Genomic DNA, 16566 nt, shown 5'->3' with positions numbered 1-16566 from the left:
GCACGAGCCGGCCCGGCTCGCTGTCAGCACCCACCACGCTAACCCGTGCGGGCCCCTGGTCCACCACGAACCTCGGGATGCCCCACCCGTCAGGCGTCAATTCAGCGGAAATGTCCGCACGTATGCCGTGGAACAGGTCACTCCGGCGCGATGTCGTACTCCCGCATCCACCGGTCCAGGTACAGCGCGGTCTCCAGGCCGTTGCGGTGCAGCTGCGTGTGGTAGTGGCCCTGCGGCAGATCGAGCATGCGGGCGAGCTCCCCGGCGTCGACGACGTCGAAGGCGGGCGAGGAGCGGTCGGCGAGCAGCGCCTGGGTGCGGGCCCGCAGGTCCTTCTCGTAGAGCCGGTCGGCGGTGGTCGGGTAGGGGCTCTTGCGCCGCTCCAGCACGGACCTGGGCACGATGTCGCGGGTGGCCCGCTTGAGGAGGCCCTTGGGGTCGCCGTCGGGTGTCTTGAGGTCCCAGGGCGTGTTGTGCACGTACTCGACGAGCCGGTGGTCGCAGAAGGGCACACGCACTTCCAGCCCGGCCGCCATGCTGAGCCGGTCCTTGCGGTCGAGCAGGGCGGGCAGCCAGCGGGTGAGGTGCAGATGGCTGATCTCGCGCATGCGGCGTTCCCGCGGGGAGTCGCCGGGCAGGTGCTCGACCTCACGCAGGGCCTCCTGGTAGCGGTCCGCCCGGTACTGCTCGAAGCGGGTGGCCGTGCGGAAGGCCGGGGAGAGCAGCTCGGGGGTGATGAGCTGCATACGGCTGAGCCAGGGGAACGCCGCCGCCTCGATGACGGCCGGGTCGTGGAACCAGGCGTAGCCGCCGAACACCTCGTCGGCCGACTCCCCGGACAGGGCGACCGTGGAGTGCTCGCGTATCCCGCGGAACAGCAGGTGCAGCGAGGTGTCCACGTCACCGAAGGTGTACGGAAGGTCGTGGGCGCGCAGGACGGCGTCGCGGTTGGCGTCCAGGGTGAGCTCGTCGGCGGAGAGCTCGATGAGCCGGTGGTCGGTGCCGATGTGCCGGGCGGCTTCGAGGGCGTAGGGGGAGTCGCGTTCCGGCCGGAACTCGCTGGCCCTGAAGTCGGCTTCGCTGCCGGTGAAGTCCACCGCGAAGGACCGCACGGGGGGTTCGCCGGCGCGGGCCTGCACCCGGGCGGCGAGCGCGGTGAGCACGGTGGAGTCCAGTCCGCCGGAGAGCAGGGTGCACAGCGGTACGTCGGTGACCATCTGGCGGGAGACGGTGTCCTCCAGCAGGGCCCGCACGGTGTCCGCCGTGGTGACGGCGTCGTCCTCGTGCGGCTGCCGCCCGAGGCTCCAGTACCGCTCGACCCGCAGCCCGTCGCGGTCGTAGGCGGCGACGCAGCCCGGCGGCACTTCCTCGACGTCCCGGTAGGGGGTGACGCCCGGCGACTTCATCAGGCCGAGGAGGTCGGCGAGCCCCTGGCTGTCGAGTCGGGCCCGGAAGCGCGGGTGAGCGAGGATCGCCTTGGGTTCGGAGCCGAACAGGACGCCGCCGCCGAGCCGTGCGACGTAGAGGGGCTTGATGCCGAGACGGTCGCGCACCAGGAGGAGGCGCTGGGCGCGCTCGTCCCACAGGGCGAAGGCGAACATGCCGTTGAGGCGCCTGACGAAGTCCTGGCCCCACTGGAGGTAGGCGTGCAGGACGACCTCGGTGTCCGAGCGGGTGCGGAAGGTGTGACCGAACCCACGGAGTTCTTCCCTCAGTTCGCGGAAGTTGTACACCTCGCCGCTGTAGCTGAGCACGACGGCCGGACTTTCCCCGGCGGGCCGGTCCGGCTCCGCGGGGGCCGTCATCGGCTGCGTGCCGCCTTCGAGATCGATGATCGCCAGCCGGCGGTGTCCGAGGACCGCGTGCGTACCGGCGTGCGTTCCGGCGGCGTCCGGGCCGCGGCAGGCCATGCTCCGCACCATCGGTTCGACGCCGTTCACCTCCGAAGTGAGGTCCTGACCGACGTCGGCCCAGCCTGCGATTCCGCACATGAGAAAGCTCCAACCGGATTCGGATGAGGGTTGCGGACTGCCGGGGAAAACGGCGTGCGTTATGCGCTCCAACAGGGCGCGAAACCCGCTGTTCGGGTTCGATTAACCGCGACTTCAAAACGCTGCCGGATTCACATCGGCGCTCGTAGAGACTAGGCGCGAAAATCAACTCGGGCAACGTACTGAGTAGTAGGCGCATTACGTCATCACCGAGGTCGTCGATTTTCGGACGCGTATGGCTAGTTGAGCCCCCCAGGGGCGGTTGCACCGTCTACCTTTAGTGCTATACGTTCGCTGTGGGTCGGGCTCCTCGGCCCCGCCGACAAGCCCTGAGCTGTGGCTTCCCGACCCCTCGCAAGGCTGCCCGCAGAGACCGACGTCACGGGCGCGATAAGCGATTAATGAGCGAGGTTCGTGTGATCCTGCACACCGACAAACGCCAGGCATTACTCCGTGAGGCACAGGCCGAGATACGGGCGAATCAGGGCCGCATACCGGGCCAGGACTTCTACACCAGAAAGATCTCCGCAGCCTGGCAACGCGCGCGCGGAACAAGGGCATACGGCCCCGGTGAGGACCGGGGCGATATCGGGGACTTCTCCCTGGAGCGCTTCCGGGACCTGCCCGTGACCCCGCGCGAGTCGCTCAAGGCGCAGCCCCTGCGCTATGCGGCCGTATCGCCGACCGAGGCCTCGAAGTACTACGAGACCACCGGCACGACGGGCCGGCCCACCCCCACCCCGCGCCTGGCCGAGGACACCATCTGGAACACCGTCTCGGTCGCCGAGGCCTGGCGTCCGCTGCTCGGAGCCGACGAGCGCGTGGTGATCCTGCTGCCGTCCGACGTCGTTCCGGTGGCGGATCTGGTCTCCGGGGTCTGCGAGTACCTGGACCTCGCGCACATCCGGGCCTATCCGTTCGCCACCGGCATCACCGGCTGGGACCGGCTGGAGTCGATGTGGCGGACCTTCCGCCCCACCACCGTCTTCGTCGCCCCCGGCGTGGCCCTGCAGTTCACCCGGCTGCTGGCGCAGCGCGGGCAGCTGGACGAGCTCAGCTCCTCGGTCGACCGGCTGATGCTGCTCGGCGAGGTCAACACCCCGCCCTTCCGCACCCGGCTGGGCCGGTGGTGGAACGCCGACGCCCACGACGCCAGTTACGGCAGCACGGAGACCGGCACGCTGGCCGCCGCCTGTGCGCACGGCCGTCAGCACCTGCTGCCGGCCGCCACCTACTTCGAACTCGCCACACCCGAGGGCGTCGTCCCGCTGCACGAGCGGGGCGGCCACGACCAGGGGCGGCTCGTCGTCACCCCCCTCAACGCGCACGCCAGGCCCCTGCTGCGGCTCGACACCGGCGACGAGGTGACCGTTGCGACGGACTGCCCGTGCGGCAGCGCGGCGCCCCGGATCACCGTCCACGGCCGCGCCAGCGACGGCCTCCGGGTGCGCGGCACACCGCTGTCGGTGCGCGCCGTGGAGGAGGTCGTCTACGGCGTCACCGACGCCACCGGCTACCTGCTGGAGGTGGACAGCGAGGGCACCTACGCCCGGCTGCTCCTGGAGCGCGGAGTCGGCACCGGGCGCGACCGCGAGCCCGAGGAGTGCCGACGCGTCCAGGACAGGTCCGAGGAACTGCTCGGACTGCGCTGGGACGGGGTGGTGTTCGTCAACTCCCTGCCCGCCAACACCAAGAGCGGCGCCTCGCAGAAGAGCTGGAAGCGCTCCAACATCCGGGAAGTGGAGGCCGCACGATGACCGCCACCGTGACGACCGCCCCGCGCGCCCCGCAGGGCGAGGGCGTGTCCGGCGGGGAGCCCGACCTGTGGTGCACCTACGCCGCCGTGCGGACCCTGGCCTGGCTGGACCGCACCGACAGCGTCGCCGACCCGGACGGCACGGCCGCCTACCTGAGCGGCCGGCGCAACGCCGACGGCGGATACGCCTGGAGCCGGGGCATGCTCTCCGACGCGTGGGCCACCTTCTACTGCACCCAGGCGCTGCGCGACATGGGCCGCCCGGTGCCCGCCGTCGAGGCCACGGCCCGCTGGGTGGAGCGCACCTGGTCCGGCGAAGCGTACGCGATGCTCCCGGGACAGGCGCCGGACGTGTGGGCCACCCACTTCTCCGCCCGCACGGCCGTCGAGCTGTGCGGCGGCCCGGTGCCCGACCGCGCCCGCCTGCTGGACTGGCTGAGCCGGCTCCAGAGCGCCGAGGGCGGACTGGGCTGGTCCCCCGAGGACGCGCGGCGCGGCAAGGCCGACGTACGGGCCTGCTACTACGGGGTCATGGCCTGGCGGGCCGCCACGGACAACGGCGCCTCGGGAGCACCGCCGTGGGACGTCGCGGCGCTCGCCGCCTGGCTGCGCGACCGCCAGGGCGCGGAGGGCGGCTTCCGTTTCGCGCCCGCCGCCGAGGTGCCCTGCCTGTGGGCCACGTACCGGGCCGTGGGCGCGCTCGCGGCGCTCGGCCGGGCGCCGCGCGATCCCGACCGCTGCCAGGCGTGGGTCATGGGCCTGCGCGGTCCCTCCGGCGCCTTCGTCCGCTGGGAGGGGTACGACGTCGAGGACGTGTGGGCCTCCTTCTGTGCCGTGGGCACGCTCAAGGCGCTCGGCGCGCCCCTCGCCCCGGTCGCCGACGCCGTCACGGCCCGCATCGCCCGACTGGCCTGTCCCGGGGGCGGCTACACCTACCGGGAGCCCGAGGATGCGGCGGACGCCCTGTCCACCGCCGCCGCCGTGCTCTCGTCCGGCCCCGCGGCCCCCCACCCGGACCGGGTGCGCTGGCTGGAGGGCTGCCAACTGCCCAACGAGGGCGGCGTGATGTACATGCCGGGCCGGGGCAGCGAGGTGCGCTGCACCCTGTGGGCCCTCGCGGCCGGCGCGTTCGCCGGGGACCGGGCCGCCCGGCACCGGATCGCCGACTGGCTGGCCGACCTGCAGAACGCCGACGGCGGGTTCGGCTACTGGGAGGGACGCGGTTCCGACATGGTGTCCACGGCCGCGGCGGTGGAGACGGCGGCCCTCCTCGGCGGAGCGGACGAGGCCGGTCCCGACGGGCTCGGCCTGGACCTCGCCGGCGTCCTCTCCTTCGTCGACTCCTGCCGCGCCACCGGGGGCGAGCCGTTCGCGCACGGCAACGTGCCGGGCGCCGAACCGGGCCTGCGCCCGGCGCTCCAGGCCCAGCGCGTCCGGCTGCTCCTCGGCCCCGGCCTCACTCCACCCGCCGAGTCCCGCGAGGCCGTCGGCGCCCTGCTCGACCGCCATCGCGTACGCGGCGGCGGCTATGCGGGCGAGGGCAACCGGGTGCCCGACCTGCTGTCCACCTACGAGGCGGTCCTGGCGGCCGACCGGGCCGGGCTCGCCCTCGACACCGGGCACCTCGCCGCGTTCGTCGACCGGGTGCGCGGCGCCGACGGCACCGCGTGGAGCCCGCTGGCACCCGGCAGTGGCGGACCGCTCGCCGACTGTCTCGGCAGCCTGCTCGCCCGGCGCCTGACCGCGGGCCCCGGCGCGCTGCCGGCCCTCGCCCTGTCCTGAACGCCGAACCGCCGAACCGCCGAACCGCCGAACCGGAGGCCTCGTGCCCACGATCACCATCCGTACCCCCGAACTCCCCGTCCCCCGCCGTCGCGCCGTGGCGCTGCGCCTCACCCGCTGGCTCACCGCCGAGGGCGTCCAGGCCGGTCATGTCGTCGTGCGTTTCGAGCCCACCGAGGACGGCACCGTCTTCTCCGGCGGGATGCCGGTCGAGGCCCTGCCGTACGAGACGGACGGCAGCGGTCCGCGCCACGCGTCCGTGACGGTCTGTGTGGGCCCCGACCGCGACGACGCCTTCCGCGACGGGCTCGCCCGGTGCATCACCGAGGCGCTCGGCGCCGACGCCCGAACTCCCTTCTGCTACCTGGAGTTCCGCCCCACCTCCCCCTCCGACGTCTACCTCGGCGCCGGCGAAGGGCTGCGCCGGGCCGACGGCACCACCGTGCAGCCCGCACCGGCCGCCGCCGTCTGACCACCCCGGGCGCCGACCCACCCCGCACCACCGGCAAGGAGTACGACCATGACCACGACCACGACCGTCCCCTCCCCCGAAGAGATCCACGACCGCACGCGCTCCGTCCTGGCCACTCGTATCGGCGACGCCTTCACCGACGTCCCCTCCGACGCCGACCTCCAGCAGGCGCTCGGCGAGCGCTACGACAGCCTCACCGCCATGGAGTGCATTTCCGCCGTGGAGAGCGAGTTCGGCATCGAGGTGGACTTCGTCGCCGACGACGTCCGCTTCTGGTTCTCCAGCGTGGAGCGGATGGTGCGCTTCACCCACGAGCGGCTGGAGGACACGGCGGCCCTCGGGCTGGGGAGCTGACCGTGCCGGACATCGCCTTCGCCACCTCCGGCAGCACCGGTCCGCCGGTGACCTGGCTGCGCACCGAGGACCAGTTACAGGCCGAGGTGACACTCGTGCACGAGACGGTGCTGGGCTCCGCCCGGTTCGGCCGCATCGTGTCCTACGCGCCCCCCGGCCACCTCTACGGCCGGCTGTACGGGCGTGAGCTGCCCCGGCTCGCGGACATCCCGGTGACCGGCCTGTGGGACGAGCCGCTCACCGTGCCGCCGCTCGACGACGGCGTCCCCACGCTGCTGGTCTGCCTGCCCTCCACCTGGCAGCTGCTCGCCCGGCACGTCCCGGCACTGGCGCGGCACGGCCGGGTGACGGCCCTGCACAGCACCGGCCCCGCCACACCGGCCGCCCACCATGTCGCCGGACGCCTCACGGACACCGGCTTCCGGGCGCACGAACTCCTCGGCTCCACCGAGACCGGGGCCGTCGCCCACCGCCCCGTCGCCGGCGAGCGGACGTCCGGCCTCCCCTGGCACCTGCTGCCCGACGTGGAGACGCTGCCCGGCTCCGTCGCCGACGGTGATGCAGCGGCCCGGCGCCTGCGCGTCGCAAGTCCCCGGCTGGCCCGCCGGGCCGGCACCGAGGCACCCCCGGCCGACTGGGAGTTGCCCGACCTCGTCGCATCGGCGGGCCCGCGCGCCTTCCACCACCTGGGGCGGGCGTCCCGGCTGGTCAAGGTGAACGGCGTGCGCTGCGACCTGGCCCGCGTGGAGGACCTGGTCCGCGCCCGCTGCCCCGGCCTGGACGTCGTCTGCGCGCCCGTCAGCGACCCCGTACGGGGCGAGCACTACGAGGTGTTCTACGCCGCGCCGGGACCGGTCGACCCGGCGGCCGTGCGCCGCAGCCTCGGCCGGCTCCCCTCGGGGCTGCCCGCGCCGCGCGCCGTGCACCGCGTTCCCCACATCCCCCGCAGCTCCACCGGCAAGGTCCGCACCGCCGAGCTCACCGCCGCACGCCCCGCCCAGGAGGCCGAGCATGTCTGACGCCCCCGCCCCGCAGGACGCCATCACCAGCTACGCGCGGCAGGCGCGCTGGACCTCCGAGCCCCCGGCTCCGCAGCCCGGCGCACCGATGGCGCTGCCGCTGCCGGAGCGGGTGACGGCCCGCGCCCGGGGCACGCTGACCGCCGAGGAGTGGCGCACCGAGGAGGCTGCCTGGTCGGACCTGGCGGACGCCCGCTACCGGGCGTGCGTCCACCGCGCCCCGCTCGACGCGGCCGCCGCTCCGGTGCGCGTGGGGGTGAAGGACACCGTGGACGTGGCCGGTTTCCCCACCCGGCTGGGGCTGCGCGGCCACCGCCACCACGCCCGGGTCTCGAACCCGGCGATCGCCGCCCTGCCGTCCGCACGCGCGGCCGTGACCGCCAAGGTGGTCACCACCGAACTCAACATCGGGGTGGGGTCGGAGTGCGTGAACCCCTACGTTCCGCAGATCGACCCCGGCGGCTCCAGCACCGGCACGGCCGTGTCGGTGGCCGCGAACATCTGCGACATCGGCCTCGGCACGGACGTGCTGGGCTCGGTGCGCTGGCCTGCCGGGCAGTGCGGCACGGTGGGCCTGCGGATGACGCAGCGCACCTCACTGCTGGAGGGCGTCTTCCCGCTCTCCCCGCCGATGGACGCCCTCGGCTGGGCCACCCGCAGCGCGGCGGACCTGGCGTACCTGTGGCCGCTGCTCGGACTCGACCGGCTCGGCGCCCAGCGCCCGGCCGCCGAGGGCCCGTACCGCATCGGCGTCGTCGCGAACGTCGACGGACCCGAGGGGACCTGCGGCCCCGTCATGCGCCGGGCGCTGGAGACGGCGTGCGCGCGGCTGGAGGCGAGCGGCCAGCGGCTCGACGCGGTCCGGCTCGACGACCTGTGGGCGCTGCGCGGCCCTGCCTGGGAGCTGTGCGCGCGGCAGGCCTGGGACGCCTACCAGGTGTGGCGGCCCTGGGTGCCGGCCGACCTGCACGAGACCACCCGCGGCGCGCTGGAGGTGGGTGCGAAGGTCCAGGACGACCGCTACGCCTGGATCCTGGAGCGGCTGGCGCACACCCGCGCCACGGTCGAGGGCGACTTCGACGCCGCGGGCGTCGACGCCTGGCTGCTGCCCCTGGACCCGGCCGCGCCCCCGGACCTCGCCACCGCCGACGCCCGGGTGTCGACCATCCCCGCCCCGGGGGACCCCGACTACGACCTGCGCGTGGCCTACACCCCGCTCGCCAGCTTCGCCGGGCTGCCCGCGCTCACCATGCCGGTCGCCCGGGACGAGCGCGGCGCGCCGCTGTGCGTCCAGCTGATCGCCCGCCGCGACCAGGAACCGCTGCTGATCCGGCTGGCCGCACTGCTGGAGGAGGCGGTCGGCCCGCTCGGCTTCCGGCCCAGCTGAAGCGGCCCCGCCCGCACATCCGCCAACGCCCACGCCGCCCGGCCTCGACGGCTCCCGGCGCGTCTACGGGGTCACCCACGGCTTCGGCCCGCCGGCGGACCATGCTGCCGGCCCCGATCCCGACGTCAGCATCACGGACACCCGCCACAGCGCCGCCGTGTAACGCCGGCGGCCGCGAGGCAAGGCCCCGGGGGCACCGGGCTCGCCCTTCCCCTCCACCCCCGTACAACCACCCGCTACTTCGGCCCGGCCCCCTGAGCCGGACGCCGCCCCGCCCGATGGAGGAAGACCATGACCGCCACGCGCCTGCTGCTGCCGGCCCGGGCTCTTCAGCAGCCCGAGTGGGCCTCGCTCGACGAACTCAAGGACGTCCTGCTCTCCCTGGAGGCGAAACCTCCCCTGGTGGATGCCACCGCCTGCGCCGACCTCACCGTCGAACTCGGGCGGGCCGCCCGGGGTGAGGCCTTCGTGCTCCAGGCCGGGGAGTGCGCGGAGCGGTTCGCCGACGCCAACCCCGAGACCGTTCTCGCCAAGGCGGACCAACTGCACCGGCTGGCGGACGAGTTCACCGGCACCAGCGGACTGCCCACCGTCCGGATGGGGCGGATCGCCGGACAGTACGCCAAACCGCGCTCCAACCCGACCGAGACCCTGTCCGACGGCACGGTGCTGCCCGTCTACCGCGGCGACGCGGTCAACGCCCCCGAGCCCACCTCGGCGGCCCGCACCGCACTGCCGTCCCGGCTGCTGCTGGCCTACCGGAACGCCGGCAACACCCTGAGCACCCTGCTCGAACGGGATCTGGGCCTGGCCGGGCGGACGGCGCCCCAGCGCACGTACGCGGGACACGAGGCGCTGCTCCTGGAGTACGAGCAGGCCCTGGTGCGTTCCGGCGCGGACGGGGGACGCTACGGCTCCTCCGGCCACTTCCTGTGGATCGGCGACCGGACGCGTCAGCCGGACCACCAGCACGTGCAGTTCGCCGCGTCGGTCAGCAACCCGGTCGGCGTCAAGATCGGCCCCAAGGCATCGCCCGAGGAGGTCGGCACGCTGGTGCGGATGCTCGGCGACCGGCGCCGACCCGGCCGGCTCTCCCTGATCGTGCGCATGGGCCGGGAGCACATCGTGCCGCGACTGACCTCGGTACTGAGGGCACTCGGCGACGAGGCCGCCGGTGTCGCCTGGATCTGCGATCCGATGCACGGCAACACCCGGACCAACGGAGCCGGTCAGAAGAGCCGTGCGGTCGACGACGTCATGGCGGAGATCGAGGGTTTCGTGTCGGCCCTGCACGCACACGGGCTGCGGCCGGCCGGTCTGATGCTGGAGACGGCCCATCGCCCCGTCACCGAGTGCGTCGACACGGCGGCGGAACTGGCCTCGCCCACGCCGCTGCCCCACTACGAGTCGGCCTGCGACCCGCGGCTGAGCCCGCGCCAGGCCCGCCAGGTGGTGGCCCGCACGGCGGCGCTGCTGTGAGGCGGCGGGCCGGCCGGCCCGCCGTGCCCGCCCGCGCACCGCCGGGACGCGCCGCGGCAGCCGAGAACCTCCGAGAGAAACCCCGGACAAGAACCCCCAGAGAACCAGAGAAGAGGACACAGCACATGGAGTTCCGCCGGCTCGGCCAGAGCGGCCTCGTGATCAGCGAGATCGCCTACGGCAACTGGATCACCCACGGTGCCCAGATCGACGAGGAGGCGGCGCACGCCTGCGTGCGGGCCGCGCTCGACGCGGGCATCACGACGTTCGACACGGCCGACGTGTATTCCGAGACCCGCGCCGAGACCGTACTCGGCAAGGCGCTCGCCGGTCAGCGGCGCGAGGGCCTCGTGCTCTCCACCAAGGTCTGCCACCCGGTGGGCCCCGGCCCCAACGACCGCGGCCTGTCCCGCAAGCACGTCATCGAGGGCTGCGAGGGGTCGCTGCGGCGGCTCGGCACGGACTACGTCGACCTCTACTACGCGCACCGCTACGATCCGGCCGTTCCGCTGGAGGAGACCATGCTCGCCTTCGCGGACCTGGTCCGCTCCGGCAAGGTCCTCTACGTCGGCGTGAGCGAGTGGACCGCCGAGCAGATCAGCCGCGCGGCCGGTCTCGCCCGGGAGCTGCGCGTCCCGCTGGTCGCCAGCCAGCCGCAGTACTCGATGCTGTGGCGGGTCATCGAGTCGCAGGTCGTGCCCGCCTGCGAGCGGGAGGGACTGGGGCAGGTCGTCTGGTCGCCCCTGGCCCAGGGCATTCTGAGCGGCAAGTACCTGCCGGGCACCGCGGCGCCCTCGGACTCCCGGGCGGGCACGGAGGCCGGCAAGGGCTTCGTCGACATGCTGGTCGGCCACTGGATGAAGGACGAGGGAGCCCTGCGGGCCGTCCAGGAGCTGGGCCCGGTCGCCTCGGACCTCGGCCTGACGATGAGCCAGCTCGCGATCGCGTGGGTCCTCCAGAACCAGTCCGTCTCGGCGGCCATCATCGGCGCGAGCCGTCCCGAGCAGGTCAAGGAGAACGCCGCGGCCTCCGGCGTACGGCTGGAGCAGGCCGTGCTGGACCGCATCGACGAGATCCTCTCGGCGTACATCGTGCGCGACCCCGCGAGGACGGGCTGAACACGGCGTCCGCAGCGGGCAACGAGAAGGGAGCCGGACGAACGAGGAGAGGAGCAGCACGGCTTGAACGACACGGATCACGCGGGCGGAACGGGAGACACCGGCGACCCGGCCGACTCGGGCATCAGCGGCACGGGAGACACACCTGGCACGGCCGCCGGAACAGGCACCCACCGGCCACGTGACCGCCGCACCACGGCGGGGACGAACGGCACGGCGGGCGGTGCTGGCACGGCCGGCACCGCCGGCACCGTCAGCAGGAGCGGCACAGCCGGCAGGACCGGCGTGCGGGAGTCCTGCGCGCCGGAGTCGGGCGGACCGGAGTCGGGCGGACCGGAGTCGGGCGGACCGGTGGTGATCGTGACCGGCGGCAGCCGCGGGCTGGGCCGGGAGACCACGCTCCGGCTCGCCGCGCAGGGCTGCGATCTGGCCGTGTGCGGCCGTGACGCCGCCTCGCTGGAGGCGGTGGCCGAGGAGGTGCGCGCCCGGTACGGGCGCACCCTCCACACCACGCGCCTGGACGTGCTCGACGAGTCGGCCCTCGCGGCGTTCGTACGGGAGTCGGCCGCCCGGTTCGGCCGGGTGGACGGCCTGGTGACCGTCGCGGGCGGCGCGCGCGGCGCGGATCTGCGCGGCACGGAAGCGTCCGACTGGGACCTGACATGCCGGCTCAACGTCACCCATCCGGCGATCGCGCTGCGCGAGGCCGCCGATCACCTGGCCGGTACAGGGGGCAGCGCCGTCCTGGTCTCCTCCGTCTCCGGCTGGAAGCCCGCCCCGCCCGCGCAGTACGCGGCGGCCAAGGCCGCGCAGATCCACATGGCCGCGTCCCTGGCCCGCGAGCTGGGGCCGCGAGGTGTCAGGGTCAACTGTGTCTCGCCCGGCTCCATGCTGATCGAGGGCAAGGGCTGGGCCAGGCTCCGGGACGAGGACCCCCGGGCCTACCGCGAGTTCGAGAAGGAGTTCCCCGGCGGCCGCCTGGTCGATCCGCGGGACGTCGCCGAGGTGATCGCCTTCCTGCTCTCGGACGGGGCGCGGGCCGTCAACGGCGCGAACATCCCGGTGGACAGCGGCCAGAACGCGCCCAGCGCATACGGATACTGAGGCGCACCGGACGCGGCACGGCTCCCCCGAGGCCCCCCGGGAGAGCCGTGCCGACGACGGTCCGGCTCGCCTGCCGACGACGGTCCGGCTCAGCCCTGCCCCGTGTGGTCGAGGCCCTCGTGCCCCACATGAGAGACACCCCTCACGTTCAGCTCGTCCTGCACGTCGTCGAGCAGCTCGCGCAGCAACTCGGCGAGTGCCTCGCGCCGCTCCGGGCCCAGGCGTTCCAGCAGCTGTGCCTCGCGGGCGAGCACCCGGTCGACCGTGCGTTCCACCAACGCGTGTCCGGCCGGGGTCAGTTCGACCAGCACGGCGCGACTGCGGCCGGGGGCGGGGCGGCGCGTGACCAGGTTGTCACGCTCGGCGCGCGCGACCCGCTGGGAGATGGCGCCCGCGGTCACCAGGGAGTGCCCGGCGAGGTCCCGGGTGCTCAGCGTGTAGGGGGGCCCGCTGCGGCGCAGCACGCTGAGCAGGTCCAGGGTGGCCGGGTCGACGCCCGCCTCGGCGAGGACCCGCCGGCGGTCGTCGCCGAAGTGCTTGGCGAGCTGCCAGATTCTCGTGACCACGCCGATGGAGCCCACCGGGGTCTGGGGCCGCTCACGGCTCCAGGCAGCCGCGATGGCGTCCGCCGGGTCCTCCCCCGCCGGCCGGCGATCGCTTTCCTCTGATGCCGTCATGAGCTCACCCTTCACACTGACCTGCTACATTTAGATCTGAATTTAGCACTAAACAAGCGCTGCGGCGCACGTCCGGAACCGAGTGGTGATATGCGCACAGAGACACGGAAAGCGAGTCCGAAGGCAGGAACCGAGGCCGTGGCCGCCACCGCGACCGGCCCTCCCCGGGCATCCGGGCGGGACTGGGCGGGACTCACCGTGGTCCTGCTCGCGATGTTCATGAGCCAGATCGACATGTTCATCGTGAACGTCGCGGCTCCGGGTATCCAGGCGGACCTGAACGCCGGGTTCGGCCAACTCCAGTTCGTGATCGACGGGTACGTGATCGCCTACGCAGCGGGCATGGTAACCGGCGGCCGGCTCGGCGACCGGATCGGCCGCAAACGCACCTTCCAGTACGGCGTGGCCGCCTTCACCCTGACGTCCCTGCTGTGCGCGCTCGCGCCCAGCCCGGCCACCCTGATCGCGGCCCGGGTCCTCCAGGGCCTGTCGGCCGCGGTGATGACACCGCAGGTGCTCTCCCTGATCCGGGCCGTGTTCGTGCACGAGCGCGACCGGGCCCGGGCCGTCGGCGCCTACGGTGCCTCCATCGGCGCGGGCGTCATCGCCGGCCTCGTCGGCGGCGGCCTGCTGCTCGACCTCGACGTGGCCGGCCTGGGCTGGCGCATGATCTTCCTGATCAACGTGCCGATCGGCGCGGCGATCCTGTGCGCGGCCGTGCCCGCCGTCACCGAGAGCCGCAGCGCCGATCTGCCGCGGCTCGACATCGCCGGCGTCGTCTTCACCGCCGTGCTGCTGCCGCTCGTGCTCATCCCGCTGATCCTCGGCGGTGAGCACGGCTGGCCCTGGTGGACGTACGTCTGCTTCGCGCTCAGCGCGGCCGGCACCCTGGCCTTCCTGCGGTGGGAGCGCCGGACCGAGTCCCGGGGCAACGACCCGCTGCTGCCGAGCAGGCTGCTGCGGGCCAAGGGCTTCCCGCTCAGCATGGGCACCGTGCTGCTGTTCTTCTCCGGCAACGCCGGGCTGTTCCTGGTCCTCACCTACCACCTCCAGTCGGGCCTCCGCCTGACGCCGTTGGCCGCGAGCATGGTCTTCGTGCCGCTCGGCCTCGGCTTCATCGCCGCTTCCGCGGCCTGCCGCAGGCTCGCCGCCCGGTTCGGCATCGGGGTGTCGGTGGCGGGCGGCCTCGTCATGGCGGCCGGTCTCGCGGCCGTGCCCGCCGTCACCGGCCTGGAGAGCACGAGCCAGGCGATCGGGCTCGCGGCGGTGATGGGGGTCTCCGGATTCGGGCAGGGCCTGGTCGTCGCGCCCCTGGTGGACACCGTCCTGTCCCGGGTCCACCCGGACGACGCGGGCGCCGGATCGGGCGTGCTGAACACCGTCACGCAGGCGGGCATGGCCTTCGGGGTAGCCGTCATCGGGGCCCTGTACCGCGGCTTCCTGGGTACCAATCCCCAGGCACCGGGTCCGGACACCGGCCTGGCCGACTTCGCGGACGCCTTCGACCTCACCGCCTACGTCCTCGCGGCACTCGCCGTCGGCACGGCACTGCTCGCCGTCCGGCTGGGCCGCGTCCCCGCGAGCGTGGAAGGTGACACCGTCCGATAGCCACCGTCCGCGACAGCCGGTCCGGCGCCCGCCGGGCCGGCTCCCGGGCGCCGGGCGAGAGACCGATCGCGCGTCAGACGTCGCCGTACGCCTCCCCGCCCGGTTCGAAACCGGCGGTTCCGGCGGTCGCGTCGGCGAGCCACGCCCGGAAGGCCTCCACCTCGGCGTCCGGGAGGGCGATCTCGATCGTGACCGCCTCCCCGTAGCGGACGTCCCGCACCTCGCGCCCGGTGGTCCGCAGGTCGTTCTCCAGCTTGCCGGCCCGCTGGTGGTCGACGGTGACCGTGGCCAGCCGGAACCGGCGGCGGGTGCGCGTGCCGAGGGTGTCCAGGGCCTCGCCGACCGCTCCGCCGTACGCCCGGATGAGTCCGCCCGCGCCGAGCTTGACCCCGCCGAAGTAGCGCGTGACGACGGCGACGACGTACCGCATGTCGCGGCGCAGCAGCATCTGGAGCATGGGGACGCCGGCGGTGCCGCCGGGTTCGCCGTCGTCGCTCGCCTTCTGGACGGAGGCGTCGGCGCCGATGACGTAGGCCCAGCAGTTGTGGGAGGCGTCGGCGTGCTCCTTGCGGACCGTGGCGATGAAGTCCTGCGCCTCCTGCTCGGTGGCCGCCGGGGCGAGGGCGCACAGGAAGCGGGAGCGGTTGACCTCGGTCTCGTGCACGCCGGCGCGGGCGACCGTGCGGTATTCGTCCTGCATCCGGCCACCCTATGCGGGGGCCCAGGGACGGACCGGAGCGGCCGGGGCTACTTCTTCGCGCCCCGGGGCACGGTCATGGACGTGAGCAGCGCCGCGCCGGGGGTGAGGGCCCGCCAGGTCGTGCCGTGCCAGGACAGTACGGCGACGGCCGAGGTCGGGAACTTGGTGCGGACCCGCTCCAGCGTGTCGTCGAGGCCGTCACCGGCGAGCGCCAGGACGAGTTCCTCCAAGCCCGGGTTGTGCCCGATCAGCAGCAGTGTCTCCACCTCGGCGGACACCTCGTGCACGACGGCCAGCAGACCGGCGGGGCTCGCGGCGTACAGGCGCCGGTCGAACCGGACCGGCGGGGGCGTGCCCCACTCGGCGGCGGCCAGTTCCCAGGTCCGGCGGGCGCGTACGGCGGTGGAGCACAGCGCGAGGTCGGGCAGGCAGTCGGCCTCGGCCAGGGCCTGTCCGGCCGCGGGGGCGTCGCGGCGGCCACGCGGGGCCAGCGGGCGCTCGTGGTCGGCGACGTCCAGAGGCCAGGCGGACTTGGCGTGCCGCAGCACGACCAGGCGGCGCAGCGGGCCCGCTCCGGCGCGCTTCATCATGACGGGGCTCCCAGATCGCGGGTGAGTTCGAGGCCGAGGAGCCGGTCGGCGTAGGCGTAGGTCTCGAACCGGGCGCCGTCCGGCAGATCCGGCTCGTTCTCCACGCCCCGCAGCACGTCCAGCACCCGGGGCACGTCCAGGTCGTCGTCCCAGGCGTCGCGCAACCGCCGGCGCACGTCGTCGGGCACGGGCCGGGAGGGCCGCCGGGCCCAACGGGCAACGGCACCGCGCCACCGGGCGAGGGTGGCCTGGGCCTCCCCGAGGACGTCCGCCTCCAGCCGGACGGGGGCGCTGTGGTGCCGGGCGAGCAGGGCGAGGCGCAGGACGGCGGGGTCGACACCGCCCAGCGGACCGGATCCCACCGACTGGTCGCCCGGCGGGTTCGACGCTGCCGGCTCACCGGCCGGCAGGCCCGACCCCGCCGACTCACCGCCCGGCAAGCCCGGCTCGCCCGACCGACCGCCCGACAACCCCGGCTCGCCCGACCAACCACCCGGCAAGCCCGGCTCGCCCGACAAGCCCGACCCCG

14 protein-coding genes and 1 pseudogene are annotated in these 16566 nt (G+C 73.9%); 10 read left to right on the top strand and 5 right to left on the bottom strand.

Annotation, left to right across the window (positions count from 1 at the left end; translation table 11 throughout):
- Positions 1-137 precede the first annotated feature (137 nt).
- Complete coding sequence (gene asnB / locus MQE23_RS37335) at positions 138-1991, bottom strand: asparagine synthase (glutamine-hydrolyzing) (protein ID WP_037674596.1); 1854 nt, start codon at positions 1989-1991, stop codon at positions 138-140.
- A gap of 401 nt (positions 1992-2392) precedes the next feature.
- Here asnB and MQE23_RS37330 point away from each other — a divergent pair, with 401 nt between their 5' ends.
- From MQE23_RS37330 to MQE23_RS37290, 9 genes are all read left to right on the top strand, one after another.
- Positions 2393-3748 (top strand): phenylacetate--CoA ligase family protein, encoded by a 1356-nt coding sequence (locus tag MQE23_RS37330; protein WP_243381443.1) that lies wholly within the window; start codon positions 2393-2395, stop codon positions 3746-3748.
- Positions 3745-5529 carry a prenyltransferase/squalene oxidase repeat-containing protein gene (locus tag MQE23_RS37325; protein ID WP_243381442.1) on the top strand — a complete coding sequence of 595 codons (1785 nt, stop codon included), beginning with the start codon at positions 3745-3747 and terminating at the stop codon, positions 5527-5529. The genes MQE23_RS37330 and MQE23_RS37325 overlap by 4 nt, the downstream gene beginning before the upstream one ends.
- 43 nt (positions 5530-5572) lie before the next feature.
- Entirely contained in the window at positions 5573-6001 is a 429-nt protein-coding gene (locus MQE23_RS37320; protein WP_020276068.1) for a hypothetical protein, read from the top strand.
- Positions 6002-6049: 48 nt separating this feature from the next.
- Positions 6050-6355 (top strand): acyl carrier protein, encoded by a 306-nt coding sequence (locus MQE23_RS37315; protein ID WP_243381441.1) that lies wholly within the window; start codon positions 6050-6052, stop codon positions 6353-6355.
- A 2-nt stretch (positions 6356-6357) separates the two neighbouring features.
- Positions 6358-7374, top strand: a complete 1017-nt coding sequence (locus tag MQE23_RS37310; RefSeq protein ID WP_243381440.1) for an acyl-CoA synthetase — start codon at positions 6358-6360, stop codon at positions 7372-7374.
- A complete protein-coding gene (locus MQE23_RS37305; RefSeq protein WP_243381439.1) occupies positions 7367-8761 on the top strand; it encodes an amidase in 1395 nt (464 codons plus the stop codon). Before MQE23_RS37310 ends, MQE23_RS37305 begins: the two co-directional genes overlap by 8 nt.
- A 291-nt stretch (positions 8762-9052) precedes the next feature.
- Positions 9053-10240 (top strand): 3-deoxy-7-phosphoheptulonate synthase, encoded by a 1188-nt coding sequence (locus MQE23_RS37300; RefSeq protein ID WP_243381438.1) that lies wholly within the window; start codon positions 9053-9055, stop codon positions 10238-10240.
- A gap of 125 nt (positions 10241-10365) precedes the next feature.
- Positions 10366-11358, top strand: a complete 993-nt coding sequence (locus MQE23_RS37295) for an aldo/keto reductase family protein (protein WP_243381437.1) — start codon at positions 10366-10368, stop codon at positions 11356-11358.
- Positions 11359-11421: 63 nt separating this feature from the next.
- The gene (locus MQE23_RS37290; RefSeq protein WP_243381436.1) at positions 11422-12462 is read left to right on the top strand and encodes an SDR family oxidoreductase; all 1041 of its coding nucleotides are present in this window, start codon (positions 11422-11424) and stop codon (positions 12460-12462) included.
- A gap of 89 nt (positions 12463-12551) precedes the next feature.
- Here the strand turns inward: MQE23_RS37290 and MQE23_RS37285 are convergent, their stop codons facing one another.
- On the bottom strand, positions 12552-13139 hold the full coding sequence (locus tag MQE23_RS37285) for a MarR family winged helix-turn-helix transcriptional regulator (RefSeq protein ID WP_243381435.1): 588 nt from the start codon (positions 13137-13139) through the stop codon (positions 12552-12554).
- Between the two features lie 138 nt (positions 13140-13277).
- On the opposite strand from MQE23_RS37285, the gene MQE23_RS37280 reads away from it, so the two are divergent.
- Entirely contained in the window at positions 13278-14747 is a 1470-nt protein-coding gene (locus MQE23_RS37280) for an MFS transporter (RefSeq protein WP_020276059.1), read from the top strand.
- Positions 14748-14820: 73 nt separating this feature from the next.
- Here the strand turns inward: MQE23_RS37280 and MQE23_RS37275 are convergent, their stop codons facing one another.
- From MQE23_RS37275 to MQE23_RS37265, 3 genes and pseudogenes are all read right to left on the bottom strand, one after another.
- Complete coding sequence (locus MQE23_RS37275; RefSeq protein WP_020276058.1) at positions 14821-15447, bottom strand: YigZ family protein; 627 nt, start codon at positions 15445-15447, stop codon at positions 14821-14823.
- 47 nt (positions 15448-15494) lie between these two features.
- A complete protein-coding gene (locus MQE23_RS37270; RefSeq protein ID WP_243381434.1) occupies positions 15495-16037 on the bottom strand; it encodes a histidine phosphatase family protein in 543 nt (180 codons plus the stop codon).
- Positions 16034-16372, bottom strand: a pseudogene (locus MQE23_RS37265) (hypothetical protein); the annotation flags it as partial. The pseudogene MQE23_RS37265 and the gene MQE23_RS37270, both read right to left, overlap by 4 nt.
- Positions 16373-16566 lie beyond the last annotated feature (194 nt).

It is taken from the genome of Streptomyces sp. HP-A2021 (genome assembly GCF_022807935.1).
GTDB lineage: Bacteria > Actinomycetota > Actinomycetes > Streptomycetales > Streptomycetaceae > Streptomyces > Streptomyces afghaniensis.
This window is presented reverse-complemented; position numbering and strand designations above follow the sequence as displayed.

What these genes read in the sequence shown, in the direction of transcription:
- MQE23_RS37315 (WP_243381441.1), top strand. Translation starts at nt 6,050, where the DNA reads ATGACCACGACCACGACCGTCCCCTCCCCCGAAGAGATCCACGACCGC.
- MQE23_RS37300 (WP_243381438.1), top strand. Translation starts at nt 9,053, where the DNA reads ATGACCGCCACGCGCCTGCTGCTGCCGGCCCGGGCTCTTCAGCAGCCC.
- MQE23_RS37285 (WP_243381435.1), bottom strand. Translation starts at nt 13,139, where the DNA reads ATGACGGCATCAGAGGAAAGCGATCGCCGGCCGGCGGGGGAGGACCCG.
- MQE23_RS37330 (WP_243381443.1), top strand. Translation starts at nt 2,393, where the DNA reads ATGAGCGAGGTTCGTGTGATCCTGCACACCGACAAACGCCAGGCATTA.
- MQE23_RS37270 (WP_243381434.1), bottom strand. Translation starts at nt 16,037, where the DNA reads ATGATGAAGCGCGCCGGAGCGGGCCCGCTGCGCCGCCTGGTCGTGCTG.
- MQE23_RS37275 (WP_020276058.1), bottom strand. Translation starts at nt 15,447, where the DNA reads ATGCAGGACGAATACCGCACGGTCGCCCGCGCCGGCGTGCACGAGACC.
- MQE23_RS37295 (WP_243381437.1), top strand. Translation starts at nt 10,366, where the DNA reads ATGGAGTTCCGCCGGCTCGGCCAGAGCGGCCTCGTGATCAGCGAGATC.
- MQE23_RS37305 (WP_243381439.1), top strand. Translation starts at nt 7,367, where the DNA reads ATGTCTGACGCCCCCGCCCCGCAGGACGCCATCACCAGCTACGCGCGG.
- MQE23_RS37325 (WP_243381442.1), top strand. Translation starts at nt 3,745, where the DNA reads ATGACCGCCACCGTGACGACCGCCCCGCGCGCCCCGCAGGGCGAGGGC.
- asnB (WP_037674596.1), bottom strand. Translation starts at nt 1,991, where the DNA reads ATGTGCGGAATCGCAGGCTGGGCCGACGTCGGTCAGGACCTCACTTCG.